This window comes from Protofrankia sp. Cj3 (assembly GCF_917627355.1).
In the GTDB taxonomy this organism is placed as follows: Bacteria; Actinomycetota; Actinomycetes; order Frankiales; family Frankiaceae; genus Protofrankia.
Map to the genome: position 1 here is coordinate 20,834 of NZ_CAKJTR010000016.1, position 5,399 is coordinate 26,232.

The window sequence follows — 5,399 nt, forward strand, 5'->3', positions numbered from 1 at the left end:
GGGCTGTCCACGCTGCTCGCCATCGGGTCGCGCCAGATGTGCTCGCGCACCGGGGAACGAGCTGCCAGCCCCTTGACCGTGCTCCAGGCGGCCAGCGCATCCGCGTAGGGCCCGTCGTGGTCAAGCCTGCGCAGCTCCTCGGCCAGCAGATCGCCGAGACCGCGTTCGGCCAGCGGCACGGCCCGGTCGGGCTGGCCGGGCCGTTTCAGCACAGCGGTGCGGGAGTCCTGCCGGGCAACCGTCAGTTCGCCGTCATTAAGATCAAAACGTACTTCGGCAAGCCCGTGGTGCGACTTCGTCTCCACGCTGACCGGTAGGCCCAAACGGTCGGACAGCCACCCGGACAGCAGACAGACGCTGGGGTCGCGGTCGCCGCCGGCAATGGTGGCCGCCCGCGGCCTCTCGGTGAGCGACTCGAAGGCGGCGGCGATCAGGGTCCGCCAGGCGGTCAGCCGCGTCCAGGCGAGGTCGGTGTCGCCGGGGGCGAAGTCCGCCGCCCGCTGGCGCAGCGCGGCGACGGGATCGTCCGCCGCGGACGTGTCGGTGACTCGTCGGTCGGCGAAAACCCCGAGCGGATCGTAAGCGATGTGGTCCGGCGGGACACCGTGCCACCAGGTGATCACTGGCGCGTCCGGTGCCAACAACGGCAGGACCACCGACTCCGCGTGCAGGCTGAGGCGCCCGAACATGCGCATGACCACAGCCTCACCCGGCCCGAGCCGCCCCCCGATGGAGACCTCGGCGTCCAACCGCGAACTGGCGGCGTCCAGCTGGCGCCGGACGACGATGAGCAGCCGGCACGGGTGGGCCGCCGCCGCCGTGGTCGCGGCGCTCTCAGCGACACCGACGTGCTTTTCGTCCACCACGACCACCAGGGTCAGCGCCAGGCCGAAGGCGAGCGCGCCGGCCGAGCGCCGCTCGGCCGCCAACGCCCTGACAACGTCGGAGCCGGTCGTGTCCCACAGGGTCGTCATAGGTCGCCTCCCTGGTCCTTCAGTCCACGGTCCTTCAGAGTCCACGGTCCTTCAGAGTCCACCGGGCGCTCCAGCCGCTGGCGGGGGAGCGATCGCGCTCGCCGGCCTCACGGCCGCCGCCAGCGACGCCCGTCCCGGGCGAGCATCTCGTCGGCGGCGGCCGGGCCCCAGCTGCCGGCCCGGTAGCGGAACGGGACGGTCCTCGCCCAGTAATCCTCCATCGGGTCGATCACCCGCCACGATTCGATCACCTCGGCGTTGTTCGGGAACAGTGTCGCGTCCCCGAGAAGCACGTCGAGGATGAGCCTTTCGTAGGCTTCGGGCAGCGACTCGGTGAACGCCTCACCGAACAGGAAGTCCATGGCGACATCGCGGACCTCCATGGCCGAGCCCGGCACCTTGGACCCGAATTTCAGCGTCACGCCCTCGTCCGGCTGGACCCGGACCACCAGCTGGTTGTGGCCGAGCTCGGTGGTGTCGGTGGTGTTGAAGGGCAGGTGCGGCGCTGGTTTGAACGACACGGCGATCTCCGTCACCCGGCGTGGCAGCCGTTTGCCGGTGCGCAGGTAGAAGGGCACACCAGCCCACCGGCGGGTTTCAATCCCGATCCGGACGGCGGCGTAGGTCTCCGTCCGGGACTCCGCGGGGACGCCGTCTTCCTCGAGATAGCCCTTTACCCGCCGGCCGGCGAGCCAGCCCTGTTCGTACTGGCCGCGGACGGCGTAGCCGGCGAAATCGGCCGGCAGCGAGACCGCCCGCAGCACCTTGAGTTTCTCGTACCGGATGGCCTCGGCGTTGAAGCTCACCGGCTCTTCCATCGCGGTCAGCGCCAACAGCTGCAGCAGGTGATTCTGCAGGACGTCACGGGCCGCGCCGGTTTCGTCGTAGAACCCGGCGCGTGAGCCGATACCGACGTCCTCAGCCATGGTGATCTGGACGGAGTCCACGAAGTGGGAGTTCCAGATCGGTTCGAACAAGGTGTTGGCGAATCGCAGCGCCAGCAGGTTCTGGACGGTCTCCTTGCCCAGATAGTGGTCGATGCGGAATACGTCTTCGGGGGTGAAGACCTCGTCGACCAGCTCGTTGAGCGCGCGGGCCGACTCCTGGTCGTGGCCGAAGGGCTTTTCGACCACGACCCGCCGCCAGCCCCCGGACGCCTCGTTGGATGCCATGCCGGTGCGTTGCATCTGCTTGAGGACGACGGGGAAGGCCGAGGGTGGGATGGACAGGTAGAAAGCCGCGTTCCCCGGGATCCCGTGGGTGTGCTCGAGGTCGAGCAGCGTCTGGGCGAGGGTGTCGAACGCGTGGTCGTCGTTGAACGATCCGGGGACGAGCTTTATCGAGGCGGCAAGGCGCTCCCACACCTCCTCGCGGAACGGTGTCCGCGCCCCCTCCGCCGCGGCCTCCCGGATGATTTCCGCGAAATCGCTGTCGGTCCAGTCGCGCCGGGCGAACCCGAGGAGTACGAAACCCGGTGGCAGCAGGCCCCGGTTCGCCAGATCGTAGACGGCTGGGATGAGCTTCTTGCGGGCCAGGTCACCGGTCACCCCGAAGACCACCAACGCACACGGGTCAGGCAGCCGCGGCAGGCGGCGGTCGCGCGGGTCTCGCAGTGGGTTGGTGTTCACCGTCGGTGTCACCCGAACCCCCTCTGTCCGTCCAGAATCATCGTGGGCAGGTTCAGAACCGTCGCCGGACGGCAACGACGGCAGCAACGGCGGCACCTGTCGCCGCGGGTCCGCAAAGAGCGCCCGAGCCGCCGGCCGCCGCTGGCGGGACGCCTCGCCCCGGGTCAGCCGCCGGCGGCGTCAAGCTGGCCCTCCACCGCCGTGAGCAGCTGGTTCCAGGAATCCTCGAATTTCTCCACGCCCTCGCGCTCCAGCACCTCGACCACGTCGGGGAAGGAGATACCGAGTTCGGTCAGGCGGGCCATCACCGCGCGGGCGTCCTCATAGTACGGTCTGACCGTATCGCCGCTGACCACCCCGTGGTCGGCGAAGGCGTGCAGCGTGGCCTCGGGCATCGTATTGACCGTGCCCGGGGCAATCAGTTCCTTGACATAGATCGTATCTGGCAGTGCCGGGTCTTTCGTGGAGGTCGACGCCCACAGCGGCCGCTGCGGCTTGGCGCCGGCCTTGGCAAGGGCCGACCAGCGCGGGGTCGCGAAGGCCTGCTCGTATCGCTCGTAGGCCAGCCGCGCGTTGGCGATCGCGGCCCTGCCCCGCAGCGCCCGAGCCCCCTCAGTGCCGATTTTTTCCAGGCGGCGGTCCACCTCGCTGTCCACCCGGCTGACGAAGAACGACGCCACCGAGGCGAGGGCGGACAGGTCATGGCCGGCCTGCCGGGCCTGCTCGATGCCGGTCATGAACGCGTCCATGACGGCCTCGTAACGGTTCAGCCCGAAGATCAGGGTGACGTTGACGCTGATGCCCTGGGCGAGGGTGGCAGTGATCGCCGGTAGGCCGGCGAGAGTGGCCGGGATCTTGATGAACAGGTTCGGCCGGTCGACCAGCCACCACAGCGCTCGGGCTTCGGCCAGGGTGCGTTCGCTGTCATGAGCCAGCCGCGGGTCCACCTCGATCGACACCCGGCCGTCCACGCCCGCGCTGGTCTCGTAGGCGGGGCGAAGTACGTCACAGGCGGCGCGGACGTCTGCCGCGGTGATCGCCCGGATGGCCTCACCGACGTCCACTCCGCGGATGGTGAGATCGCGGATCTGCTCGTCATACGCGGACCCGCCGCTGATCGCCTTCTGGAAGATGGTCGGGTTGCTGGTGACGCCGACGACGGCCCGGGTGCGCATCAGCTCGGCGAGGTTGCCGGTGCGTAGGCGGTCGCGGCTGATGTCGTCGAGCCAGACCGCCACTCCGGCGGCGGAAAGCTGGGCCAAGGTGTCGGTCATCGCGGTGTGACGTCCTCTCCACGGGCGTTGGTACATGGTCTGGCACTATCGGGCCGCACCGTACGGGCACGGCCACGCCGACCACCGCGGCGGCAGCTGCGGGCAGGTCGCGGCCTGCCCACGGGGCACCGTCGCGCAGGCCCCGCCGCCGTGCCACCATGATGGCTCTACCCTCTCTCGGTCGCCTCATCCCAGCGTCCGGATACTCGCGGCAGAGTGGGAAAGTTAGCGAGAACACCATCCTTCCGCTACCTCTGTTTGAGAATTTATTCGTCTGATGTGCGCCCGTGGCAGCCTTGGGTGATCGAAGGTCGTGTATTGGCGCTGGTCCGGTGCGTCCTGTACCGCGGTCGTGACCCGAAATTGTGATCTTTTCTGGCCGAATAGTGATCTTGTTTGTCGGTGGGTCGCGTGCCGGGCACGGCATCCGGCAGTTAGACTCCGACACGTCGTAGAACCATGTTGTGAGCCCCGGCCGCGGGGCCTGAGCCTGCGCGGGTGCTCTTCCTCTCCCGCCGATCGCGAGGTCGTCCTGTCCGCCTTGGCCGCGTCCACACCGGTTTCCAGCCTGCCGCAGCGGAACATGCCCGCGCAGCCTGAGCCCGGTGGGCCGGCGGGCCCGGTGAAGTCCCGGCGCCCGGCCGGAGCACTGGCCCGCTCCTACCTCGCCCTGACGAAGCCGCGGATCATCGAACAGCTGTTGATCACAACTGTACCGGTGATGCTGCTGGCCGAACGTGGTCTTCCGTCCCTGTGGCTGGTGCTCGCGACCCTGGTCGGCGGGACCTTCGCGGCGGGCAGCGCGAACACGTTCAACTGCTACATAGACCGCGACATCGACGAGGTGATGGCCCGGACGCGCCGACGGCCGCTCGTCCGGGCAAGCGTCACTCCGGCGGAGGCGCTGCGGTTCGGGATCATGCTCGGGGTGGCCGCCACGGCCCTGTTCGGTTTTGCTGTCAACTGGGTCTCGGCACTGCTCGCCGACGGGGCGATCGTGTTCTATGTCTTCGTCTACACCCTGGGGCTCAAGCGTCGTACCCCGTCCAACATCGTCATCGGCGGCGCGGCCGGGTGCTTCCCGGTGCTCATCGGTTGGTCGGCGGTGACAGGGACGGTCGGCTGGCCCGCTGTGCTGCTGTTCGCCGTGATTTTTTTCTGGACGCCCCCGCACTTCTGGGCGCTCGCCATCAAGTACCGGGACGACTACGCCGCGGCGGGCATCCCCATGCTGCCGGTCGTCGCGTCTGCCGCGGTGGTGACCAGGCGGATGCTCGGCTACTCGTACGTCATGGTGGCCGCTTCCCTGCTGCTCGTCCCCATCGCCCACACGGGATGGCCGTATCTGGCGGTGGCCGCCTCGCTCGGTGGCTGGTTCCTGTTCGAGGCCCACCGGCTGGTCCGCCAGGTCCGCCGGGGCGGGGACATCCAGCCGATGCGGCTGTTCCATATTTCGATCACCTATCTGACGCTTCTGTTCGTCGCGGTCGCGGTCGCGGCGCTCACCGCTTCCTGAGCTGAGC

The 5,399-nt window shown here is 68.8% G+C and carries 4 protein-coding genes; 1 reads left to right on the forward strand and 3 read right to left on the reverse strand.

What is annotated here, in order from left to right:
* The 3 genes from MJ783_RS03760 to tal form a co-directional block, all read right to left on the reverse strand.
* A partial coding sequence (locus MJ783_RS03760; RefSeq protein ID WP_239308510.1) for a glucose-6-phosphate dehydrogenase assembly protein OpcA occupies positions 1-974 on the reverse strand: 974 nt, incomplete at its 3' end.
* A gap of 107 nt (positions 975-1,081) precedes the next feature.
* Positions 1,082-2,614 carry a glucose-6-phosphate dehydrogenase gene (zwf, locus tag MJ783_RS03765; RefSeq protein WP_239308511.1) on the reverse strand — a complete coding sequence of 511 codons (1,533 nt, stop codon included), beginning with the start codon at positions 2,612-2,614 and terminating at the stop codon, positions 1,082-1,084.
* A 152-nt stretch (positions 2,615-2,766) separates the two neighbouring features.
* Positions 2,767-3,876, reverse strand: a complete 1,110-nt coding sequence (gene tal / locus MJ783_RS03770) for a transaldolase (protein ID WP_239308512.1) — start codon at positions 3,874-3,876, stop codon at positions 2,767-2,769.
* Positions 3,877-4,459: 583 nt separating this feature from the next.
* On the opposite strand from tal, the gene MJ783_RS03775 reads away from it, so the two are divergent.
* Positions 4,460-5,392 (forward strand): heme o synthase, encoded by a 933-nt coding sequence (locus MJ783_RS03775; RefSeq protein WP_239308513.1) that lies wholly within the window; start codon positions 4,460-4,462, stop codon positions 5,390-5,392.
* The last annotated feature ends 7 nt before the right edge of the window (positions 5,393-5,399 follow it).

Bases quoted from the DNA above. Each gene is read 5' to 3' on its own strand.
- MJ783_RS03775 (WP_239308513.1), top strand. From the start codon at position 4,460: ATGCCCGCGCAGCCTGAGCCCGGTGGGCCGGCGGGCCCGGTGAAGTCC.
- tal (WP_239308512.1), bottom strand. From the start codon at position 3,876: ATGACCGACACCTTGGCCCAGCTTTCCGCCGCCGGAGTGGCGGTCTGG.